Here is an 18,750-nt window from a genome sequence, read left to right as displayed (position 1 = left end):
TTTATTGGGTCCCAGGGGCTCATTTTTTGTCTTTGGTCAGGGTCAGCGCTCGGGGATAGATCACATTGCCCTGATTATCTTCCTGGGGATTTCCCTCGTATTGGCAGGTGTCTCCCGTAGCGGAAATGGAGACTGCTCTGAGATTGTGGCTCAGGAAGTCGTCTGAGTTGGATTGAAATTGTTCCCCCGACCAAGAGCCTCCGTTTGCATCGGTTGCGGTGTATTTGAAGCCTTCATTATGTGGAGGTGGAAAAGATGAGGAAGCATGAAAAGACTTTATGGTGCCCGGCTGAGGGCATGACGCGATATTCGCAGCGTGGATAAGGCCAGGCAAAGCCACGAGCGAAAACATCCCGGCGAACATTATTTTGCACATTCGATGTACTCCGTGACTTGATGACAGTCTGGATGTTCATCGATAGGCAGGCCCTCGACTACTGTCAGAGCTGACAGCATTCAAGGCTGATAAGAGATAGGCCCGCTCGTTTATATACCCATAAGTTGTTCGTTTCATTCCCCGTCAGCATGGATAACCCAACTCAGGGCTGGGTTACAGTGGCCGTTTTGACTCGCTCGCAGAAGTCAGGGTAGAAACCCCAGACATTCGTAGCCCGACATTCATGCTGGGCCTGGGCAAGCGCATCCCTGTCGAATGTGAGGCTGCGGGGCAGGCTGGCGAAGGTGGTGTAGCCGTCCCTTTGGGTCTTGATCGCGTCGAATCCCTGCATGTCGTAAACCAGTTCAACGTCGTCGTCGGCAAGGAGCCGGGCCTTGACTGTCACCTGGGCGTACTGCTTGCCCCCAGGGGCGTTATTGAGCGCAGCCAGGCCGTGGCCGACTATACGCAGCAGGCGCGGTACCCAGCCTTCGTCATTCTCGGTGGCTGCGTCCGGACGATAGGTGATGGTAAGCGTTTGCTGGTCGCGGGTTACCGCGGTCAGAGACGGGTCGGAGCGCTTGATGCGGTGCTCGATGGTCAGCCAGGTCTTCTGCTCTTCGCTGACGCCATCGGCAACTTCCGGATTCAGCGGTCCTCGCTGGCATTCGTTGACACCCAGCGCAATCAGCATGCCCGCCAGGATGACCGCGAGGGTGGCGCCACCAATTTTTACGTCCATGGGCAAACTCTTCAGGGGGAGGCGCACTGTACGGTATCTATTGACTCCGGGTCATCTGCCAGCGGCGGGTGAACGATAAATCAATCAGAAACTCAGGTTGAAGTCGTCAGCATTGATGAGATTGCACACCTGAAGGGCAAGATTTTCGCAGCGCCGGTTCGTCCACTCTGAAAAAGGCGGCTGTACTTGAAGATACTGGAGGGCCAGATTTACGGACGCATATGCGCAAGTGAGGGTTGCTCTTCCCGGTGTTTGTGGAACGTCAATGTCGGGGAGAGCAAACTCGGCACCGTTGAGTTTCATGGATGCGGGATCGACCATTTTAATAGCGCCCTGATCTGCCCACTCCCGATCATCCTGTACTTCTATGGACTTAACATCCGAGAGTTTCAGGTGTTCACGAACCTCCGCAATGGCAGGACAGGTTATTTCACCGGCCTTAACATGGTTGATAAACAATAGAAATAACCACGTGCATCCCGTCAGAGTATTTTTCATGTCCAGGCTCCATTGGTTCACATTGAACATGGTCCCCATTGGAGCCGATCGAGCTACTGTCAATCCTGACAGTTTTTTATGCCTATGTAGAATTAGCTCGCAGCCTTCATAGCACTTTCGGTGATAGTCGTCCTCTATGCGGGGGACAATCGAGGGACGTTTGTAGCTTGGTCCGAAGACGGTCGGAATGTGGCCGGGGAACAATCCCTGCTGCCCTCAGTCCAACCCACGATTTTGTGCCGCCCTCATCTCGGGCGGTTTTTTTTGGCTCAAGAGGACGTTCGCAATGAAGGTTTCACGCGGTTTTGCACTGTCTTGCCTGCTCTCGCTGGCGGCCAGTCCAGCCTTCGCGCAGTTCAGCCTCAGTGATGCGGCCAATGCGGTGGCGGCCATGCAGGGCGGTCAGGGTGAGCAGGGGAAGGGCGCCGTGGCCGCCGCGCCCGAGGCCGCCGGGCTGCTCAACACGTTGGGTTCGGAATTGAAGATCACACCGGAACAGGCCGTCGGCGGTGCCGGTGCGATGTTGGGGTTGGCGAAGAATCGTCTCAGCGAACCGCAGTTTTCCGAGTTGAGCCAAAGTGTGCCGGGCCTGGACCAGATCGCCGGCAACAGCGCCATTGGCGGGCTCAATGGCCTGGGCGGCCTGCTCGGTGGCGGTTCGCAGAAGAATGCCCTGCTCGATGGCCTGCTGGGTAACGTCAAGGACACCAATGACTTGAACAACGCCTTCAGTGCGTTGGGCATGGACAGCGGCATGATCGGTCAGTTTGCCCCGGTGATCCTCCAGTACCTCGGTCAGCAAGGCGTAGCCAGCTCCTTGCTGCAGAACCTCGGTGGCATCTGGGGCACCGGCGCCGGTATCTGATCAGCAGCGCTCGTCAAGCAAGGTGGCGATGCGTCGGTCCTTTTCGGTCCAGAGCTGGTTGACCCAGTTCTGGACATGCTGGCGAAACACCGGGTCGTTTTCGTAATCGCCTTGCCACAGTGCTGGATCCAGCGGGCGGGTCCGGATATCGATGATGACCCTCGGCACGGAACCGTTGATCAAATCCCAGAACCCCGGAATCCGTTCCTGCGGGTACACCACGGTGACATCCAGTATCGCGTCCAGTTGTTCGCCCATGGCCGCCAGCACGAACGCCACGCCACCGGCCTTGGGCTTGAGCAAGTGGGTAAAGGGGGATTGCTGCTGCTGGTTTTTTGCGGCGGTAAAGCGTGTCCCTTCGAGGTAGTTCACCACGGTGACGGGCTGGCGCTTGAACAGCTCGCAGGCCGCCCGAGTGATTTCCAGGTCCTTGCCGGCCAGTTCCGGGTTCTTTGCCAGGAAAGCCTTGGTGTAGCGCTTCATGAACGGATAATCCAGCGCCCACCAGGCCAATCCCAGGAACGGCACCCAGATCAGCTCCTTCTTGAGGAAAAACTTGAAGAACGGCGTGCGCCGGTTGAGGGTCTGGACGAGGGCGGGAATATCCACCCAGGATTGGTGATTGCTGATGACCAGGTAAGACGTATCGCCACGCAAGCCTTCGCCGCCGCGAATGTCCCAACGGGTGGGGATGCACAGGGCGAAGATCAGTTTGTCGATCTCGGCCCAGGTTTCGGCGATCCACATCACCCCCCACGAGGCATAGTCGCGAAGGCGTCCGGGCAGGATCAGCTTGAGCAGCGCGAACACCATCAACGGCCCGAACAGCACCAGGGTATTGAGCAACAGCAGCAGGGTGACGAAACAGCCGGTGAGCAGGCGGCGCATAAATGACTCTTGCAAGCGGGTGGGCGGGCCATGATAAGCAGCTTCGGGCGGCAGGCCAAATTGTGGTGGACGAATGTTTCACCTTTTGAGCGATATGCTGGTTGCCCTTCTGGAGCAACCGAACGAATCCGCCGCTCACGGTCTAAAAAGCCACCCACACGGAGCCCTATTGCATGAAATCCATTTTCGCCCTGCTTTCCCTGGCGGCCCTTCCCGTGCTGGCCGCCGAGCCGACCCTCTATGGACGTTACGAATACATCGCGCTGCCGGAAATCGGCGGTGAGGTGCTCAAGGCCAAGATGGACACCGGGGCCCTGACCGCCTCGCTGTCGGCCAAGGACATTGAAACGTTTACCCGCGACGGTGATGACTGGGTGCGCTTCCGCCTGGCGACCAAGGACGCGAGCAACAAGGTCTACGAGCACAAGATCGCACGCATCAGCAAGATCAAGACCCGTTCCGAGGAGGATGAGGACGACGATGAAAAGATCGCCCCCACCAAACGTCCGGTCGTGGACCTGGAGCTGTGCCTGGGTAACGTCAAGCGTACCGTCGAGGTCAACCTGACCGACCGCAGCAGTTTCAATTACCCGCTATTGATCGGCGCCAAGGCCCTGCGCGAATTCGGTGCGGCGGTGAACCCGGCCCGACGTTTCACGGCGGACAAGCCCGACTGCTGATTTCCCCGATTGACGTGCCCCAAGGCTTGGGGCACCGTTCCGGCAACTTTACTGTCGGGCTCGCAAGACATGCCTCATATTCTGATTGTCGAAGACGAAGCCGCCATCGCCGATACGCTGGTGTTCGCCCTGCAAGGGGAGGGCTTCGAGACCACTTGGCTGAGCCTTGGGGCCGCCGCGCTCGAACACCAGAAAAGCACCCCCGCGGACCTGATCATCCTCGACGTGGGGCTGCCGGATATCAGTGGTTTCGAGACTTGCAAAAATCTCAGACGTTTCAGCGACGTTCCGGTCATTTTTCTGACAGCCCGGGATGGTGAGATCGACCGGATCGTGGGTCTGGAGATCGGTGCCGATGATTACGTGGTCAAACCCTTCAGCCCTCGCGAAGTGGCCGCCAGGGTCCGGGCGATCCTCAAGCGGGTAGCGCCAGTGCCACGACCGGCCGGGGAACTGGGCGCGGCGTTGTTCCAGGTGGACAGCGATCGCGTGCAAATCAATTATCGCGGTAAACCGCTGAACCTCACTCGCCACGAATTCCGCCTGCTGAACTGTCTGCTGGAGCAGCCCGAACGGGTATTCAGTCGCGAACAGCTGCTCGACGCCCTGGGCGTGGCCAGCGATGCCGGCTACGAGCGCAGCATCGACAGCCACATCAAGAGCGTGCGCGCCAAGTTGCGCCTGGTCAGGGCCGAGGCCGAACCGATCCAGACCCATCGTGGCCTCGGCTATAGCTACAGCCCGGGGCATAGCTGATGCCGTTGGGAATCCGCATCTTTCTGGTCTATGTGCTGTTCATCGGCTTGACCGGGTATTTCGTGCTCGGCACGGTGATCGAGCAGATCCGTCCCGGCGTTCGTCAGTCCACCGAGGAAACCCTGGTGGACACGGCCAACCTGATGGCCGAGATCCTGCGGGATGATTTCAAGGCTGGGACGCTCAACCAGAATCGTTGGCCGCAGCTGCTCAAGGCCTACGGCGAGCGTCAACCGGCGGCGACGATCTGGGGCTTGCCGAAGAACCAGGTCAGCCATCGCATCTACGTCACGGATGCCAAGGGCATCGTGGTACTCGACTCCAGCGGCGTGGCGGTGGGCCAGGACTACTCGAACTGGAACGATGTCTACCTGACCCTGCGTGGCCAGTACGGTGCCCGCTCGAGCCGCAGCGTCGCGGATGACCCGAGCTCTTCGGTGATGCACGTCGGTGCGCCGATCCGCGATAACGGCCGGATCATCGGCGTGGTCACGGTGGCCAAGCCCAATAGCTCGCTACAGCCCTATATCGACCGCACGGAACGGCGACTGCTGCTCTATGGTGTCGGCTTGATCGGCCTCGGCCTGGTGCTGGGGGCGTTGCTGTCGTGGTGGCTCAGCTCGGCGCTACGCCGCTTGACCGCCTATGCCCAAGCCGTCAGCCAAGGGCAGCGAGTGGAAGTGCCGCATTATCGCGGCGGCGAGTTCGAGCAACTGGCGCACGCCCTGGAGCACATGCGTACGCAGCTCGAAGGCAAGGCCTACGTCGAGCGCTACGTGCACACCCTGACGCACGAACTCAAGAGCCCGCTGGCGGCGATTCGCGGCGCCGCCGAGCTGTTGCAGAGCGACATGCCCGCCGCGCAGCACCAGCGCTTTGTCAGCAACATCGACAGTGAAAGCGTGCGCATGCAACAGCTGATCGAACGGTTGCTCAACCTGGCCCAGGTCGAGCAGCGCCAGGGCCTGGAAGAACAGGTCGCGGTGCCGCTGGCGGCGCTGCTGGATGAACTGCTGGAGGCCCGTAGCGGTTGGATCGAACGCCGGCAACTGCGGGTCGAGCGGCACATCGCCGCCGACCTGACGCTGACCGGCGAAGCGTTTCTGTTGCGCCAGGCCTTGGGCAACCTGCTGGACAATGCCTTGGATTTCACCCCCGCCGAAGGCGTGTTGCGCGTCAGTGCCGGGCGCAGCGGCAATCGTGTCGAGATCCGCCTGTTCAACCAGGCCGAGCCGATTCCCGACTACGCCCTGCCGCGCCTGAGCGAGCGCTTCTATTCCCTGCCGCGCCCGGACACCGGCCGCAAGAGCACCGGCCTGGGGCTCAATTTCGTGGAGGAAGTGGTGCAGCTGCATGGAGGCGAATTCGCTATCGGCAATGTCGAGGGCGGGGTGGAAGTGGTGCTGCGGTTGCCCTGAGATTCGGCGCATAGCCTTTGTGGGAGCGAGCCTGCTCGCGAATGCGGTGAACCCGTCGACATCATCCTCAATGACACACCGCTTTCGCGAGCAGGCTCGCTCCCACAGGTTCTCTAGTCTCCACACAATCTCCATATTGCCTACATAAACAGCCCACACAGCGCCGCCAGACTCTCCCCATTCGAACAGGGAGAGCCCCACATGAACCGCAGTCTCGCCATAAAACTGGGCATGATCGCCCTATTGATTCTCTTGCTGATGATTCCGCTGTTGATGATCAACGGCCTCATCGACGAACGCCAGTCCCTGCGCGACGGTGTGTTGCAGGAGATCGCCAGCAGCTCCAGCCACAGCCAGCAGCTCATCGGGCCGATGATCGTGGTGCCGTTTCGCAAGGACGTGCGGGTCTGGAATACCAACGAAAAAACCGGTGTCCGCTTCTTGGAAACCGTTGAGCAGAGCGGTGAGTTGTATTTCCTGCCGGAGCAGTTCGAACTCGACGGCCAGGTTCGGACCGAAACCCGTGCCCGGGGGATCTACGAGGCGCGGTTGTTCCACGCCGACAACCGGATCGATGGACGCTTCAAGGTGCCTGAGCGCTATGGCCTGGCCGCCAAGGATATGGCTGATTACCGCTTCGACGAACCGTACCTGACCGTGGGCATCAGCGACATCCGGGGTATCGAGAATGCGCTGACTCTGAAACTCAACCAGCAGACGGTGGACTTCCTGCCCGGCTCGCGGGTCGGCTGGGTGGGGCAGGGGGTGCATGTGCCGCTGCCGATGGTCAACGCCCAGAACAGCGCCGAACTGACTTTCGGTTTCGACCTGAGCCTGCAAGGCACCGGCGAGTTGCAGATCCTGCCGGTGGGCAAGACCAGCAAAGTGCACTTGACCGCCGACTGGCCGCACCCGAGCTTCATCGGCAACTACTTGCCCGTCAGCCGCGACATCAACGAGAAGGGCTTCAGCGCCGACTGGCAGACCTCGTTCTTCTCGACCAACCTTGAAGAAGCGTTGCAGAACTGCGTGTCGGGCGAGAGCTGTGAGACGTTCCGCAGCCGTGCCTTCGGCGTGAGCTTCATCGACCCGGTGGACCAGTACCTCAAGAGCGATCGTGCGATCAAATATGCGTTGCTGTTCATCGCCCTGACCTTCGCCGGCTTCTTCCTTTTCGAAGTGCTCAAGAGCCTGGCGGTGCACCCGGTCCAATATGCCCTGGTGGGCGTGGCGCTGGCATTCTTCTACCTGCTGCTGTTGTCTCTGTCGGAACACATCGGCTTTGCCCCGGCGTACCTGGTGTCGGCCAGTGCCTGTGTACTGTTGATCGGGTTCTACGTCTGCCATGTGCTGCGCAGCGTGAACCATGGCCTGGGCTTCTCGGCGGGGTTGGCGGCGCTGTATGCCTTGCTCTACGGCTTGTTGAGTGCCGAAGACTACGCACTGTTGATGGGCTCGCTGTTGCTGTTCGGGCTGTTGGGTGTGTTCATGGTGCTGACCCGTAAACTGGATTGGTACGGGGTCGGATCGAAACCGGCGCCTGCCATGACCTTCGATCTGGGAGAGGTGAAATGAGCCGGTCGCTGGGGTTGCGCGAAGATCGGCGGGTGAGGGAAGTGCTCGTGGCGCTTGTATCTGAGTTGTTTCCGTTGGATCCGGTGGGCCTCTATCGCGAGCAGGCTCGCTCCCACAGGTCCGGGGCTGTCCTTTGTGGGAGCGAGCCTGCTCGCGATGAGGTCGTCACATTTGGAGAAAGATCTAGATCCTGGGCACGGTAGCGACCATTGAAGGCCGCAAGCTCACCTCGGCAAACCACGCCGCCAGCTGCGGATGGGTCTTGCGCCATTCCAGGTCGGGATGGCGCAGGTCCAGGTAACCCAAGGCGCAGGCGACGCTGATGGACGCCACGTCAAAATGGCTGGCCAGTTCGGCAATCGCTTCGGCTTCGAGCATGCCCAAGGCGCGGCGAATCTTGTCCCGTTGGGCGTCGAGCCATTCGTCCCAGTGCTTTTCCGCCGGCCGCAGGGCGGTTTCATAGCGGACCATCACCGCCGCATCCATGATCCCGTCAGCCAGGGAGGCCAGGGTCAGGCGCCGCCAGCGGGCCGCGCCGTCACGGGGGATCAGTGGATTGCCGACGTGCTGGTGATCGAGGTAATCGAGGATGACGCGGCTGTCGTGGATCACACTGCCGTTGGCCAGGCGCAGGGCCGGGATCTTGCTCAACGGGTTGTCATCGATGAGTTTCTGGTCCGGTTTGACGGGCGTGAGCTGGCTGAGCTGTAACGCCACGCGGTCCTGCTGGCCGGTTTCGTGCAGCAGCACCAGGACCTTGCGAACGAAGGGCGAGGCGGGGTTGTGGAACAGCGTCATGCTGGGAACGGACATGGCAGCGTCTCGATCAGGGAAGGATGTCGCGCAGCATAGCGCGATCATCAATGCGCAAGGCAAGGGTGACCGAGCCCTGCGGCCCGGTCTGTGCCTCGGATCACACGGCCGGTTGAAGGGCCTGCGGCTCCAACGGGGCTGGCGTTGCCGGTTGTTGCTTGAGTTCCCGGGCGACGGTCCAGACGATGAACGCAGCAATCACGTCAAAAATCGCCAGCAGCACGAACAGCGGGCTATAGCCGATTTTTGTCACCATCACGCCAAACAACAGCGTGAAGGCCGCGGCGCCCAGGTAACCGAACATGCCGCCCATGCCGGTGGCGGTGGCGACTTCATTCTTGCCGAACGAGTCGGACGTGATGGCATACAACGCACCCGACAGGGTCTGGTGGGCAAAGCCACCAATGCACAGCAGGGCGATTGCGGTGTACGGACTGTCCACCAGGCCGATGCAGGCCGGGCCAACCATGCAGGACGCGCCGAACAGCAAGACCATCTTGCGGGAGGTGAACAGCGACACCTTGCAGTATTTGTGAAAGAACGGGCTCAGGTAACCGCCCAGCACGCAACCCAGGTCGGCGGCCAGGAACGGCAGCCAGGCGAACATCGCGATCTCCTTGATGTTCATGTGCCGCTCGGTCATCAGATACAGCGGGATCCAGGCGTTGAAGGTCTGCCAGGCCGGCTCGGAGAGGATCCGGGCGCAGGCGATGGCGTAGAAGTTGCGGCTGGCGATGATCTTTTTCCAGTTGCCTTTCTTCGGATTCTGCTCCTGGAAGTGGGCTTCCTGGCCGCTGATGATGTAATCGCGCTCGGTGTCGCTCAAGCGCTTCTGGTCACGGGGGTGCTTATAGAGGACCAGCCAGAGAAACGTCCAGACGATGCCCAGGCCACCGACGATCAGGAATGCCAGTTCCCACCCACTGTTCAGGATTGCCCAGACCACCAGCGGCGGCGCGAGGACAGCACCGATCGACGAGCCGATGTTGAACCAGCCGATGGCGACCGAGCGCTCCTTGGCGGGGAACCATTCGGTCGATGCCTTGACGGCGGCGGGCAGCCCGGCGGCTTCTGTCAGGCCAAGCAAGCCACGGAAAAATGCCAGGCCTTGCCAGCCCGAGGCCATTGCTGCGGCGGCGCAGGCGATAGACCAGGCGAAGGCGAAAATGGCGAAGCCCATCTTGGTGCCAATGGCATCGATGATGTAACCGGCCACCGGCTGCATCAGCGCATAGCAGATTTGCCAGGCGACGACGATATGGGAGTACTGCTCGGTGGAGATATTCATCTCGCTCATCAGGGTCGGAGCAGCCACCGAGAGGGTATTGCGCGCCAGGTAGTTGACCATCAGGCCGGCCGTGACCAGGCCGACCATCCACCAGCGGATGCCTTTAATCTTCATCACTTCACCATCGATTATTTTTGGAGTTGGTGTCGCTGTTGTAGGTTGTCGTACAACATTAGCCTTTATAGAAGTGCAAGGAATAATTTGTCAACAAATATGTCAGCGATTGGGCGAGTTTCAGGGCGCCCGAGGATGGCGTCATCGTATGACTGGTCTGTGGAGGGGGCTCAATCGGTTAGAGCGCCCTGGTGACTCAGCGGCGCGGGACCAGTCCCCACACCGCCACGACAGAAGGGATACCCAGCCCCAGCCAGCTCACCGCATCCCACAGACCATCGCCGAGCAAGGCGCTGAATAGCCCAGCTGCGCAAAGGGCGCCAATGGCTGCGGGCATGCCGAACACTTTCCAGACACTTGACTGCCGGGGCTTCACGAGACGGCCTCCCTATCGGCAGCCACGCGCAGGTTCGTTCTACGCCGCACCACCCAGAGGTAAACGCCGCTGCCGAGGACGATGATCGTCAGCACGTCCAGGGCCGCCCAGAAGATCTGCATCGGCCTGCCGCCGTAGTCGCCGAAGTGCAGCGGCAGGGACAGGCTCATAAGGTCCATGTACCACGGTCGTTCGGCCACGGCGGTGACGTCCAGAGTGCTGGCGTCGATGAGTACCGGTGTCAGCAGATGGGCGGTCAGGTGGGTACTGCCCTTCATGAACACGCCATAGTGGTGTGCACTGGAAAACAAGGTGCCGGGGAAAGCAATGAAGCTCGGCTCCATGCCGGGTGCGACGTTCCTGGCGATGTCCAGCAGGCGGGTGGCCGGCGCCAGTTGCTCCAGTGGCGCCGCGTTGCGGTAGGGCTCGACCATGGCACTGAGACTGTCGTTGCGCCACGCCGCGATGATCAGGTCGGCGCAGGCGGCGATTACGCCGGTGACTCCAACCGTCAATGCCCAGACCAGCGTGACCACGCCGATCAGGTTATGCAGGTCGAGCCAGCGCAGACGCGGGGACTTGTCCTGGCGCACCGTGGCGAACTTCAGGCGCCGCATGAACGGCAAGTACAGGACCACGCCGGAAACGATGGCGACCACGAACAGCAGTCCCATCGATGCCAGCAATAATTTGCCAGGCAGCCCGGCATACATGTCCACGTGCAGGCGCCGCATGACCATCATGAAGCCGCCATTGGCCGCAGGTGTCTCCAGGGCCTCGCCGGTACGGGCGTCGAGCATGAAAGTATGGGAGGCATTGGGTTCGGTACCCGGTGTCGGGGCCATGATGGTGACGACGCCGTTGGGCTCGTCCTCGTCCCAGCCAAAATACTGCACCACTTCACCCGGGCGATGGGCCTTGGCCTTTTCCACCAGTTGCTGGAGGTCAAGCCGCGGCGTATCGGCGGGCATGTCCCGAAACTCCGGAGCGTCGCCCAACAACTGCTCGATCTCGTGATGAAAAATCAGTGGCAACCCGGTGACTGCCAGCATCAGCAGGAACACCGTGCAGATCAGGCTGGACCACGTATGGACAAAGGACCAGCGGCGGATGGTTTTGCTTTTCATGGAGGGTCCGGATGCGGGAGGTTCATGCTGATGTAACTAGGCCCAAGTTCAAGAGTCATTGTGGCGAGGGGATAAATCCCCTCGCCACAAGTGCCCCTCAAAGGCCTGCAAAGGCAAACCGATCACCACTTGTAATTCACACTGGCGACCACGTTGCGTTGATCGCCGTAGTAGCAATAGAAGCCGTCGCAGGTGGAGAGGTAGTCCTTGTTGAAGATGTTCTTTGCGTCCACCGCCACCGATACGCCTTTGAGGGAGCTGCTCACACGCCCCAGATCGTAATGGGCCGATGCGTCGTAGACAGTGTAGGAGCCGACATGACCCCAATCGGTGTTGGTGGTGTTGCCGTAGGTGTCGCCGACGTAACGCACACCGGCACCGACACCGAAGCCGTCGAGCAGGCCGTTGTGCCAGGTGTAGTCGGCCCACGCGGTGGCCTGGTTGCGTGGCACCTGGGCCATGCGCTTGCCCTTTTCAGCTGCGGTGCCCTTGGTGATTTCGCTGTCGTTGTAGGTGTAGGAACCAATCAGTTTCAGATTGTCGGTGACGTCACCGGAGGCTTCCAGCTCCAGGCCGCGTACCTGCACCTCGCCGACTTGGCGGGTGATGTTGTTTTCGGTCACGGAGTTGTTCTTCTGGGTCAGGTCGAACACTGCGGCTGTCAGCAGGGTCTTGGTGCCTGGGGGCTGGTACTTGATGCCAGCCTCGTACTGTTCGCCCTCGGTCGGTTTGAACGCGTCGGTGCTGTTGACGGTCGAGCCGGCCGCCGCCTGGAACGACTGGGCGAAAGAAATATAAGGCGTCACGCCGTTATCAAAGACGTAGCTCAGTGCGGCGTTACCGCTGAATTTCTTATCGCGCTGAGTGTTCGTGGCGTTGTTCAGGTTGTGGAACTCGGTGCCGGTGTGAATCCAGTCCTCACGACCGCCTAGGGTCAGGCGCCAGTTGTCCAGGGCCATCTGGTCCTGGATATACAGACCGGTCTGCTGGGTCTTCTGGTTGTAGTCGTACATATCGAAGTACTGGACGTTGGAAAAATCCTGCCCATAGATCGGGTTGTTGATATTGGTGGTCGGGACGCCGGTGGATCCCCATTTCCAGCGCGAATTGCTGTTGGAACGCTGATGGTCCAGGCCAAGCAATAGCGTATGGCTCAGGGCACCGGTCTGGAAGTCGGCCTGGAAATTGTTATCGACGGCGAACTGACTGATGTCTTCGTTAACGATACCGGCGCTGCGTTTGACCGTGCCGTCGGCGCTCACGGCTTGATCGGGGCCCGCCGGGAAGAACGACCCGCCGGCGGTGAGGCCCTGGAATTCCAGGTCGCTCTTGGTGTAGCGCAGGTTCTGGCGGAACTGCCAGGTGTCGTTGAAGCGATGTTCGAAGGCATAACCGAGGGCGTAGTAGGTGCGGTCGTAGAATTCCCAGTCCGGATCGCCCAGGTTCTTGTGGTGGGAAATCTTGCCGGCCGGCGAGGACAGCTTGGTGCCTTGCAAGGGCAGGAATTGCCCGGTGATGCCAGTGTCGTCGCGGGTGTACTGGGACAGGAAGGTCAGGCGAGTGTCGTCATTGATGTTCCAGGTCAGGCTCGGGGCGATGTTGTAGCGCTTGTCCGGGATGTGATCGACCTGGGCATTGCTGTCGCGCACGGTGCCGCTGAGCCGATAGAGGAATTGGCCTTCGTCATCGATCTGGCCGGTGCTGTCGAAGTTGATCTGCTTGTGTTCATAGCTGCCGGCCTGCAACTCGACTTCGTGGCTGCTCTCGGCTTGTGGGCGACGGCTGACCATATCGAGCATGCCGCCGGGTGGTGTCTGGCCGTAGACCGACGATGCCGGACCACGCAGCACGGCGATGCGCTCCAGGTTCCAAGGCTCGATTTTCGGTGTGATGTAGTTGCCCTTGGGCAGCGGCAGGCCATCGAGAAACTGAGTCGGTATGAAACCGCGCACCAGCAGCCAGTCGTTACGCGAATCCGAGCCGTAGCCGCTGCTCTGCACACCGGCGGTGTAGCGCAGGGCATCGTTGAGGTTGAGGACCGAGCGATCCTCCATCTGCTGGCGTGTCACCACCGAGACCGAGCGCGGCAGTTCGACGATCGGCGTATCGGTCTTGGTGCCGGCGGCGGTGCGAGTGGCTGCATAGCTCTCGCTCGGGCCCCAGGCGCTTTCGCTCAGGCCGGCGCCGATCACGCTGGTTTCCGGCAGGGCCATGACGCCTTCGGGCACGGCCACCAGGCTGTAGGTGCCGGTGCTGCTCTGTTGCAGTTGCAAGCCGGTGCCGCGCAAGGCTTCACGCAATGCGCCCGCGGCATCGAACTGGCCCTGGACCGGGGCCGAGGTTTTGCCTGCGGCCAATGTCGGGCTCAGGCTCAGAGCGAGACCGGCCTGACTGGCGATCTGGTTCAGGGTGCTGGCCAGTGACGCGGCGGGCAGGTTGTAAGTGCGCACGCTGGACGGCTGTTCGGCCGCCAGGAGTGGGCCGCTGGCCAACGGGACGGCAAGGACGATGGCAACGGCCAACAGGCTGGGGCGCAACAGGGTGTCTAGCGGGCGGGACATACGGCGGCTCCTGAATGGAAAAATTTCTCAATTGCCTGGATGCCGAATGAAAATGCAAAAGTGATAGGGGTAGATGAAAATAATTTAGATTCAGGATTTGAATAGGGGGACCAGACCTGTTTTGTGCAGGGCTGACGGCCCCTTCGCGAGCAGGCTCGCTCCCACAGGGATGGGTGCGCGCCGATCCATTGTGGGCGTGAGCCTGCTCGCGAAGGCGATCCCATGGATCACCTTTTATCGGGCCTTGGCCCCGGTGTTGGGTTGCACCACCACCCACCACCGCGTGTGATGCTCGATCTGCACCGGCAAGGTCGGCAGCAGCGCGCTCAGGGCCAGGTCGGTGTCATGCAGCGGAAAGCTGCCGGTGATGCGCAAATCCGCCACTTTTGGCTCGACCCCCAGGTAGCCGCGTCGATAGCGCCCCAACTCATGCACCAGATCTTCAAGGCGAGCGTTCTCTACCACCAGCATGCCCCGGGTCCAGGCATCGGCGCCGGGGCTCAGGGCCAGGGTGGGGCCAAGGCCGTCACGGCGCATCAGCACCTGCTGGCCTTCGCGCAGAATCTGTTCTTGCCCCGAGGCCTGTGGGTGGGCGGCCACGGCGGATTGCAATACGCTCAGGCGAGTGCCGTCGTCCTCGCGCTTGACCAGGAACCGCGTGCCCAGGGCGCGCAGGCTGCCTTCGCGGGTTTCGACGATAAACGGACGTGGGTCGTTGTGGCCGGTCTCCACCAGGATCTCGCCCTCCTGGAGAACAATGCGCCGTTGTTTAGCGTCAAAGCGCACGTCCAGCGCGCTGTGGGTGTTGAGGTTGATCAGCGTGCCGTCGGCCAGGCGCAGGGTACGTTGCTCGCCGGTTGCGGTGCGTTGGTCGGCCAGCCAGTAGTCCAGCGGCAGATAACGTTCACCGGCAAACAATGTCAGGCCGATGACCGCGACAATGCTGGCCAGGCTGCTGCCCACTTTGCGTATCCGGCGACGGATACTCACCCGCGATTGCAGTAGCGCGGCCCGCGCCGGTCCGTTGGCAACGCTGAAGCGCTGGTCGAGCATGCCCAACTGCCGCCAGGCCCGGGCATGTTCTTCATCGGCGGCGTGCCAGCGGGCGAACGCTTCGCGCTCCTGAGCGCTGCCGCTGCCTGAATCCAGCGACAACTGCCAGGCAATGGCGGCATCCAACACGCTGGCCGAGACCGGTTTGGAATGGGCCGGGCTCATGTCGGCTCCCCATAGAGTGCGATATAGCACTGTCGGATGCCCTGCGCCAGATACTGGCGTACCCGCGGCACCGAAACCCCCAGGCGCTTGGCGATTTCGGCATGGCCGAGGCCGTCCAGCCGGTTATACAGGAACGCGGCGCGAGCCTTGCTCGACAGCTTGCCGAGCAGGCGATCGATCTGCCTGAGGTCTTCGAGGATCAATTGCTGTTCTTCCAGCGACGGCTGTTCGCCTTCGGGAATCAGCATCAGTTCGGTGAGGTAAGCCTGCTCCAGGGCGGCCCGACGGAAATGATCGAACAGCAGGCCTTTGGCGATTGCCACCAGGAATGCCCGGGGCTCGCGGGGGGCCGTCAGCTCATTACGGCCGAGCAGGCGCACGAAGGTGTCCTGGCTCAAGTCCTCGGCCCGTTGCGGACAGGCCACGTTGCGCCGCAACCACGCCAGTAGCCAACCGCGATGATCACGGTACAACGCACCAACCAGATCGTTGCGGGGGCTAGGGACTGACGACACGGAGCATCACCGATGTTTTAAGTAACGAGAATTGTTCGCGATTGTGGCAGAGGCGGGGGCGGGAATGCAATTGGCGCTGGTCGGGATGATCGAGTGTAGAAACCTGTGGGAGCGAGCCTGCTCGCGATAACAGTCTGTCATTCAACCTTGATGTCGACTGATATACCGCTATCGCGAGCAGGCTCGCTCCCACAGGGTAGGGTGTTCATCGCCAGGGGAATTAGATCGAAGGCGCCTGCTGCCGGCGCTTCCACTGGCCCAGGCACTGTTGCAGGTTGAGCGGGCTGTGGATCTGTTGCTGGCGGGCGCGACTGAACAGGATCAGTGCCAGTTCCGCCGTGGCCAGGGCGTCGGCGCTGGCATTGTGACGATCAACCACTTGCAGCTTGAAAGCCTCGATCCAGTCGTCCAGGCCGCTCTTGCGCAGCGCTGCCTGGGGGCAGAGCATCGGCGCCAGGTCGGCTACGTCGAGGAACACGTGCTGCAAGCGGTAGCCCAGGTGGTCTTTCAGGGCGCGGCCGAGCATGTGGGCATCGAAGGGCGCGTGGAAGGCCAGCAGCGGACTGTCGCCGACGAACTCCATGAACGCCAGCAATGCTTCGGCCGGGTCGCTGCCCGCGGCGATTGCGCTGGGTGCCAGGCCATGGATCAACACACTCGGCCCGAGCTTCTGCTTCTCGCATTGCAAGGTGCGCTCGAACTGCTGGCTGAAATCGATGGCACCGTCTTCGATCACCACCGCCCCGATGGACAGCACCTGATCCTTGTTCAAGTTCAAGCCAGTGGTTTCCAGGTCCACCACCACCCAGCGCTGTTCCCGCAGGCTGCGCTCATCCAGGGGCGAGGGCGGCGACAGGTTTTCCAGGCGCCGCTGCAACGCGTCCGGCAACGTCGGCGAGGCCGGGCGCAACCAGGAAAACAGGTTCACAGTTGATACCTCAAGGTCAGGCTGCTTTGCAGGCGTTGAGCCTGGCGCAGGGATTCACGCAGGATCCGCCGATCCAGGTGATTGAGGCTGTCGGGGTCGACACGGTTGGAGTAGGGCAGGTTCTCGCGGGTCTGCAGTTGGTGTTGCTGCATACGGGTTTGCTGGATGAAGTGGTAGGCCTCTTCATAGGCCGCACCATCCAGGGGATCGATCACCTCCCGGGCGACCAGTTGCCGCAAACGCTCCAGGGTGTTGTTGGCCTCGATGCCATTGGCCAACGCCAGCAGGCGGGCGCCGTCGACGAAGGGCGTCAGGCCTTGCACTTTCAGGTCCAGGGTGGCTTTCTCACCGTTTTTACGGCTCAGCACGAAATCCCTGAAACGCCCGACCGGAGGGCGATGGCGCAAGGCGTTCTCGGCCATCATGCGCTGGAATAGACGGTTATCGCCCACCTGATCGAGGATCTGCCGGCGCAACTGATTGCAGCCTTGCTCGTCGCCCCAGACCACCCGCAGGTCGAAATAAATGCTGGAGCCCAGCAGGTTTTCCGGCGTCGCTTCGCGAATGAAGGCGGCAAAGCGTCGGGACCATTCGGCGCGGGACAGGCACAGTTCCGGGTTGCCGGCCATGATATTGCCCTTGCACAGCGTGAAGCCGCACAGCGCCAGGCTCTGGTTGATCTGTTGGGCGATGGGCAGCAGCAGGCCGCGGATCTGCGCCGCATGGGCCGCGTCCCGGGCCTCGAACAGGATGCCGTTGTCTTGGTCGGTGTGCAGGGTTTGCTCGCGCCGGCCTTCACTGCCAAAGCACAACCAACTGAACGGCACTCCCGGATCGCCTTTTTCGGCCAGGGTCAGCTCGATGACGCGGCTCACGGTGTGATCGTTGAGCAAGGTGATGATGTGGGTGATCTGGGTCGACGACGCGCCGTGGGCCAGCATGCGTTCCACCAGTTGGCCGATTTCGCCCCGCAGGGCCACCAGGTTTTCCACCCGGGGGGCGCTGCGAATGGTCCGGGCCAGGTGCACCAGGTCGACTCGCTGCAGGGAAAACAGATCCCGTTCCGATACCACGCCACACAGGCGCTGTTCCTTGACCAGGCAGACATGGGCAATGTGGCGTTCGGTCATGGCGATGGCCGCGTCGAAGGCGCTGTGATCCGGCGAGAGAAAAAACGGTGCCTGGGTCATGTGCGCCGCGATGGCCTGGGAAAAGTCCCCGGAACCGTCGGCCACGACCTGTCGCAGGTCACGCAGGGTGAAAATCCCCACCGGCGCCTTGTGTTCGTCCACCACCACGATGCTACCGACCTGTTGCTCGTGCATCAGCTTCACGGCTTCGCGCAACGGCGTGTCAGGGCTGCAGCTCACCGGATGACGCATCGCCAGCTCACCCAGGCGGGTATTCAGGGAGTATTGGGTGCCCAGGGTCTGCGCGGATTTTTGCTGGACCTGCTGGTTGACCTGGTCGAGCAGGCTGCTGACCCCGCGCAGGGCGAAATCGCGAAACGGGCCGGACAAGGCGAATAATTTGATGAAAGCCTGCTTGTTCAATTGCAGGCAGAACGTGTCTTCGCCGGCCCGGTGCTCGGTGCGCGTGGCCCTTTCCCCGAGCAGTGCGGCAAGGGGAAAGCATTCGCCGGTGGTGATTTCGAAAGTGGTCTCGGTGCCACCCTTGGCCGAATGCGGACGCTCCCCTACCACCCGGCCCTGCTTGACGATGTAAAAGTGCTCCACCGGACCGTCGGCCGGCTTGATGATGGTTTCACCTGGCGCGTAGAAGCGCAGCAGGCATTGTTCCACCAGGTACGCCAGGTGAGCATTTTCCATCTGGTTGAACGGGGGGAAGCGTTGGAGGAACTGCAACGTGCCCTGGATGTTCTGCAACACCGCGGTTTTCCCCGCCTGGATGAAGGCGTCCGCTTTTTTCATAACCATTGCGCAATCTTTTTTGAATTGTTGTGGTCGGATCTGTTCCCCATGGTCGACCTCTGAGGGGGGAGTGCCCATTGG

The 18,750-nt window shown here is 61.3% G+C and carries 18 protein-coding genes; 5 read left to right on the top strand and 13 right to left on the bottom strand.

Annotated features, from left to right (window positions below):
• Positions 1–19 precede the first annotated feature (19 nt).
• From PCOSP_RS26835 to PCOSP_RS26825, 3 genes are all read right to left on the bottom strand, one after another.
• Positions 20–364, bottom strand: a complete 345-nt coding sequence (locus PCOSP_RS26835) for a hypothetical protein (RefSeq protein WP_464709859.1) — start codon at positions 362–364, stop codon at positions 20–22.
• A gap of 175 nt (positions 365–539) precedes the next feature.
• Positions 540–1,118 carry a hypothetical protein gene (locus PCOSP_RS26830; RefSeq protein WP_464709858.1) on the bottom strand — a complete coding sequence of 193 codons (579 nt, stop codon included), beginning with the start codon at positions 1,116–1,118 and terminating at the stop codon, positions 540–542.
• An 84-nt stretch (positions 1,119–1,202) separates the two neighbouring features.
• Positions 1,203–1,616, bottom strand: coding sequence for a DUF3757 domain-containing protein (locus PCOSP_RS26825; RefSeq protein ID WP_464709857.1), 414 nt, complete (start codon positions 1,614–1,616; stop codon positions 1,203–1,205).
• Positions 1,617–1,902: 286 nt separating this feature from the next.
• Between PCOSP_RS26825 and PCOSP_RS26820 the strand changes: the two genes are divergently transcribed.
• Positions 1,903–2,481: a DUF2780 domain-containing protein gene (locus PCOSP_RS26820; RefSeq protein ID WP_041022262.1), complete on the top strand. Its 579-nt coding sequence runs from the start codon at positions 1,903–1,905 to the stop codon at positions 2,479–2,481.
• Here the strand turns inward: PCOSP_RS26820 and PCOSP_RS26815 are convergent, their stop codons facing one another.
• Complete coding sequence (locus PCOSP_RS26815; RefSeq protein ID WP_464709856.1) at positions 2,482–3,369, bottom strand: acyltransferase; 888 nt, start codon at positions 3,367–3,369, stop codon at positions 2,482–2,484. It abuts the gene before it with no gap.
• Between the two features lie 173 nt (positions 3,370–3,542).
• On the opposite strand from PCOSP_RS26815, the gene rloA2 reads away from it, so the two are divergent.
• The 4 genes from rloA2 (at position 3,543) to creD (ending at position 7,798) form a co-directional block, all read left to right on the top strand.
• Positions 3,543–4,049: a retropepsin-like aspartic peptidase RloA2 gene (rloA2, locus tag PCOSP_RS26810; RefSeq protein ID WP_464709855.1), complete on the top strand. Its 507-nt coding sequence runs from the start codon at positions 3,543–3,545 to the stop codon at positions 4,047–4,049.
• 69 nt (positions 4,050–4,118) lie between these two features.
• Complete coding sequence (gene creB / locus PCOSP_RS26805) at positions 4,119–4,805, top strand: two-component system response regulator CreB (protein ID WP_175362383.1); 687 nt, start codon at positions 4,119–4,121, stop codon at positions 4,803–4,805.
• Positions 4,805–6,223 (top strand): two-component system sensor histidine kinase CreC, encoded by a 1,419-nt coding sequence (gene creC / locus PCOSP_RS26800; RefSeq protein ID WP_464709854.1) that lies wholly within the window; start codon positions 4,805–4,807, stop codon positions 6,221–6,223. The genes creB and creC overlap by 1 nt, the downstream gene beginning before the upstream one ends.
• Before the next feature lie 201 nt (positions 6,224–6,424).
• Entirely contained in the window at positions 6,425–7,798 is a 1,374-nt protein-coding gene (creD, locus tag PCOSP_RS26795) for a cell envelope integrity protein CreD (protein WP_464709853.1), read from the top strand.
• 183 nt (positions 7,799–7,981) lie between these two features.
• Here creD and PCOSP_RS26790 read toward each other — a convergent pair whose 3' ends face one another.
• From PCOSP_RS26790 to PCOSP_RS26750, 9 genes are all read right to left on the bottom strand, one after another.
• Positions 7,982–8,611, bottom strand: coding sequence for a glutathione S-transferase (locus tag PCOSP_RS26790; protein WP_053190510.1), 630 nt, complete (start codon positions 8,609–8,611; stop codon positions 7,982–7,984).
• A 100-nt stretch (positions 8,612–8,711) separates the two neighbouring features.
• Positions 8,712–10,013, bottom strand: coding sequence for an MFS transporter (locus tag PCOSP_RS26785; RefSeq protein ID WP_464709851.1), 1,302 nt, complete (start codon positions 10,011–10,013; stop codon positions 8,712–8,714).
• Positions 10,014–10,209: 196 nt separating this feature from the next.
• Positions 10,210–10,389, bottom strand: coding sequence for a hypothetical protein (locus PCOSP_RS26780; RefSeq protein WP_139640684.1), 180 nt, complete (start codon positions 10,387–10,389; stop codon positions 10,210–10,212).
• Positions 10,386–11,516 carry a PepSY-associated TM helix domain-containing protein gene (locus PCOSP_RS26775; RefSeq protein WP_175362385.1) on the bottom strand — a complete coding sequence of 377 codons (1,131 nt, stop codon included), beginning with the start codon at positions 11,514–11,516 and terminating at the stop codon, positions 10,386–10,388. The genes PCOSP_RS26780 and PCOSP_RS26775 overlap by 4 nt, the downstream gene beginning before the upstream one ends.
• Positions 11,517–11,638: 122 nt before the next feature.
• Positions 11,639–14,077, bottom strand: coding sequence for a TonB-dependent siderophore receptor (locus PCOSP_RS26770; protein ID WP_139640682.1), 2,439 nt, complete (start codon positions 14,075–14,077; stop codon positions 11,639–11,641).
• Between the two features lie 234 nt (positions 14,078–14,311).
• The gene (locus PCOSP_RS26765) at positions 14,312–15,295 is read right to left on the bottom strand and encodes a FecR domain-containing protein (protein ID WP_464709850.1); all 984 of its coding nucleotides are present in this window, start codon (positions 15,293–15,295) and stop codon (positions 14,312–14,314) included.
• The gene (locus tag PCOSP_RS26760) at positions 15,292–15,810 is read right to left on the bottom strand and encodes an RNA polymerase sigma factor (RefSeq protein WP_139640678.1); all 519 of its coding nucleotides are present in this window, start codon (positions 15,808–15,810) and stop codon (positions 15,292–15,294) included. The genes PCOSP_RS26765 and PCOSP_RS26760 overlap by 4 nt, the downstream gene beginning before the upstream one ends.
• A 220-nt stretch (positions 15,811–16,030) precedes the next feature.
• Positions 16,031–16,738 (bottom strand): 3'-5' exonuclease, encoded by a 708-nt coding sequence (locus tag PCOSP_RS26755; RefSeq protein WP_464709848.1) that lies wholly within the window; start codon positions 16,736–16,738, stop codon positions 16,031–16,033.
• The gene (locus tag PCOSP_RS26750) at positions 16,735–18,675 is read right to left on the bottom strand and encodes a putative nucleotidyltransferase substrate binding domain-containing protein (RefSeq protein ID WP_139640675.1); all 1,941 of its coding nucleotides are present in this window, start codon (positions 18,673–18,675) and stop codon (positions 16,735–16,737) included. Before PCOSP_RS26750 ends, PCOSP_RS26755 begins: the two co-directional genes overlap by 4 nt.
• Positions 18,676–18,750 lie beyond the last annotated feature (75 nt).

This window comes from Pseudomonas sp. MAFF 730105 (assembly GCF_055380705.1).
This window is presented reverse-complemented; position numbering and strand designations above follow the sequence as displayed.